Below are 2,849 nucleotides of genomic sequence, written 5' to 3' on the forward strand. Positions count from 1 at the left end.
CACGCCAGCTGGTGGCCGGTCATCGTGAGCGGGGCCGTGCTGCTCGTGTTCTTCGGGCTGTCGGGGTTCCAGAGCGGCGAGTTCGCGGACGGGACCATGGGCACGGTGTACGCGGCGTCGACCGTCGTCGGCCTGGTCGGGACGCTCGGCGCGTTCGTCGGAATGGCCAGCGAGCGCTTCACGGGGCCGCGCGGGCCGTTCGGGGAGAGCTGGCCGTTCGACGGCGTGGACAACACCAAGACGGGGGTGTGGATCTTCCTCGCCTCCGACGTGGTGCTGTTCGGCGCGTTCATCGGCGCGTACGTGTTCATGCGGTACTCGGTCGGCTGGACCGGCTGGGAGCCGATTCCGGAGAACATCATGCCCGGGCTCATCAACACGTACCTGCTGTTGACCAGCAGTTTCGCCGTGGTGCTGGCCCTGGAGGCCGCCGAGCGGAAGAGCCGCTGGGGGGTCATCGCCAGTCTCGCGACGACGCTCGTCCTCGGTCTCGGGTTCCTCGGGAACAAGGCAATCGAGTGGCAGCACCTGTTCCACGAGGGCCTGTGGCTGTCGACGAACGTCCGCGCGTCGACGTTCTTCCTGACCACGGGACTGCACGCCGCCCACGTGATCATCGGCCTCATCATGGTCGCGTACATGATTCCGCGGGCGTGGAACGGGGCGTACCTCGACGACAACTCGTCGGTGGAGCTGTTCGGGCTCTACTGGCACTTCGTCGACATCGTGTGGCTGTTCCTGTTCCCGCTGTTCTACATCCTCTAGGACAATGACACGACTCAAACTCTACACGGCGATCTACGTGGTGCTGTTCGTCTCGGCGACAGTCCAGGTGCTCGTCGAGCAGGCCGGCCTCGAGTACACCGCGGCGCTGGCGATCATCATGGTGCTGTCGTTCGTGAAAGCCGCCATCGTCGCGGGCTACTACCAGCACCTGCGGTGGGAGCCGCGCTCGCTGACGTACCTCATGGGCATCGGCTTGCTCGCCGTCGTCGCACTGACAGTCGCCTCGACGTACTCCATCACGTGACCCGCCGGATACACGACCACTCGACAGCCCAGACCCGGAACCATCCCACGGACCGAGCCCAGCCTCGACAGACGGCCCGAACCCAGGACTCATGCTCGACGTCTTCGCGTTCGCGGCGCTGGTCGGCATCCCGCTCGCACAGGTGCCCCTAGTGGCGTACCTCTCCAGGTACGTCGAACTCGACCCGGACGAAGACCTGCCGCCCCCGGGACGCGGCTACGTGACCTACGGCACGGAGTCCGCTCGGCCCGAGGGCTGGAGCCACGGGTCGGCGTGCCCGAACTGCGGGACGCACGTCACTGCCGAGTACGACTACTGCGGGAACTGCGCGAAGCGACTGCCACCCCGGAGGGAGCGCCAGTGACGTCCACGCGAGAGCGCGTGGTTTGGGCGCTGGTGTTCGGCCTCCCGGTGGGCGCCGGCGTCGGCCTCGCGACGGCGCGAATGAGCGGCGCCGGTCTCGCGGACCCGCTGGTGGTCGGCGCGGCGGTCGGGTTCGCCGCAGCGGTCGCGGGCCTGCTGTTCGGCGTGACGAGCGTGAACCAGCCAGAGGACGGCGCGCCGGACCTCGAGTAGGGCCAGAGTCCCAACAGACGACCGGCAGGCGACCGGGGGTGAGCGCCGCATACTTTTAAGCCGGGGGGCCGAGTAGCGTGGTACCATGACCCAATCGGGAGCCGTCTACGTCGGCCTCCTCGTGGCGCTGGTCGCGGGCGTCGCCGGGATGCTCTCCGCGGAGTACTTCCACGGCGTCGAGTTCCTCCTCCCCGTCGGCGGCGCCGTCGCGCTGCTCGCGGTCGGCGGCATCACCGCCGCCATCGCCCGGGCCGAGCCGCCGGCCGATGCCGCCAGCGAGCACTGAGGCGGCGACGGTGAGCCGAGACGAGTCGCCGAATCCACTGCGCGGCGGCAGGCGGTCGAAATCGTCGGCTGCACGCCGAAGCGCCGCCTAGATGAGGTTGCTGCCGAGCGCGAGCATGTACAGTAACACGGTGACCGCGTAGAGCACGCCGAGCGCCGCGACCACCTTGATGTGGAAGTAGAAGAGGTCGTCGCGTTCGGCCTCGTGGGCTGCCTCGTATGCCTCGCGCTCCGCGACCGAACAGTCGTCGGCGTGGGTTTCGCCGACGTGGAGGTCGCGGGCCGCGGCCTCGGCGAACGGTCGGCCGCAGTGCGGGCAGACCACCGCCGCCGTCTCGTCGTCGCGGACCAACGTCTCCAGGGCGGTGGTCGGGTCCGCGTCGCGCGCATCGTGGCGGCCGGGGCCCGCGGTGGACTGCATCCGCGTGGTACTCGGGGGTGCGCTCACAAGAAAGCGGGGGTGACCGTGGGTTGGCCGACGACCCACGCGCTGGTCATCGTGTACACCATCATCACGACGACGAACGGGTACTGGCTCCGAATCGGGCGCAGGACCCCGGGGAAGACGTCCATGGCGAGCGCGTGGGCGATCCAGACCGCGAGAAGGTGGCCGCCAACGACGAACGCCAACTGGAGCGTGCCGAACCACGACGGCAGCACCGCGACCTGGACGGCGCCGACCCCACCCAGGGGGTGTGCGAGCACGGCGGCCAGGGCGGGGGAGAGCGTGAGGAAGTACCCGAGGAAGTGCGCGACGTGGTAGCCGGCCGCGATGGGGAGCAGCGCTGGGGCGAACCACCGCTCGATGACGGACGGCGCGAGGAAGCTCTGCACGCGCTTCCGGGAGCGCTCGGCGGCGACGCGGTAGATGCCCAGGAAGACGCCGAACCCGACGAGGAGCGCGACGAGGTAGAACGCCGACACGGCGACGCGGCCGACGACGGTGTCGGGGGCCGGA

General features: G+C 69.4%; 6 protein-coding genes and 1 pseudogene. 5 read left to right on the forward strand and 2 right to left on the reverse strand.

The features are described 5' to 3' along the window. The 5 genes from GRX66_RS17990 to GRX66_RS18010 form a co-directional block, all read left to right on the forward strand. Nucleotides 1–765: cytochrome c oxidase subunit 3 (locus GRX66_RS17990; protein ID WP_201293088.1), on the forward strand; the 765-nt coding region annotated here is incomplete at its 5' end. A gap of 4 nt (nt 766–769) precedes the next feature. Further along, entirely contained in the window at nt 770–1,030 is a 261-nt protein-coding gene (locus tag GRX66_RS17995) for a cytochrome C oxidase subunit IV family protein (RefSeq protein WP_159527723.1), read from the forward strand. Nucleotides 1,031–1,121: 91 nt separating this feature from the next. Next, a complete protein-coding gene (locus GRX66_RS18000) occupies nt 1,122–1,394 on the forward strand; it encodes a DUF7577 domain-containing protein (protein WP_159527724.1) in 273 nt (90 codons plus the stop codon). Next, nucleotides 1,391–1,606 carry a hypothetical protein gene (locus tag GRX66_RS18005; RefSeq protein WP_159527725.1) on the forward strand — a complete coding sequence of 72 codons (216 nt, stop codon included), beginning with the start codon at nt 1,391–1,393 and terminating at the stop codon, nt 1,604–1,606. Before GRX66_RS18000 ends, GRX66_RS18005 begins: the two co-directional genes overlap by 4 nt. A gap of 85 nt (nt 1,607–1,691) precedes the next feature. Further along, nucleotides 1,692–1,892 carry a hypothetical protein gene (locus GRX66_RS18010; RefSeq protein WP_159527726.1) on the forward strand — a complete coding sequence of 67 codons (201 nt, stop codon included), beginning with the start codon at nt 1,692–1,694 and terminating at the stop codon, nt 1,890–1,892. 87 nt (nt 1,893–1,979) lie between these two features. Here the strand turns inward: GRX66_RS18010 and GRX66_RS18015 are convergent, their stop codons facing one another. After that, nucleotides 1,980–2,312 (reverse strand): DUF7410 domain-containing protein, encoded by a 333-nt coding sequence (locus tag GRX66_RS18015; protein ID WP_233745660.1) that lies wholly within the window; start codon nt 2,310–2,312, stop codon nt 1,980–1,982. A gap of 23 nt (nt 2,313–2,335) precedes the next feature. Continuing rightward, nucleotides 2,336–2,849: pseudogene (locus GRX66_RS18020) on the reverse strand (hypothetical protein); the annotation flags it as partial.

The sequence above is a fragment of the Halobacterium bonnevillei genome, from assembly GCF_009831555.1.
Classification (GTDB): Archaea; Halobacteriota; Halobacteria; order Halobacteriales; family Halobacteriaceae; genus Halobacterium; species Halobacterium bonnevillei.

Coding starts and splice junctions, on each gene's coding strand:
- GRX66_RS18010 (WP_159527726.1), top strand. CDS start 1,692: ATGACCCAATCGGGAGCCGTCTACGTCGGCCTCCTCGTGGCGCTGGTC.
- GRX66_RS18015 (WP_233745660.1), bottom strand. CDS start 2,312: ATGCAGTCCACCGCGGGCCCCGGCCGCCACGATGCGCGCGACGCGGAC.
- GRX66_RS17995 (WP_159527723.1), top strand. CDS start 770: ATGACACGACTCAAACTCTACACGGCGATCTACGTGGTGCTGTTCGTC.
- GRX66_RS18000 (WP_159527724.1), top strand. CDS start 1,122: ATGCTCGACGTCTTCGCGTTCGCGGCGCTGGTCGGCATCCCGCTCGCA.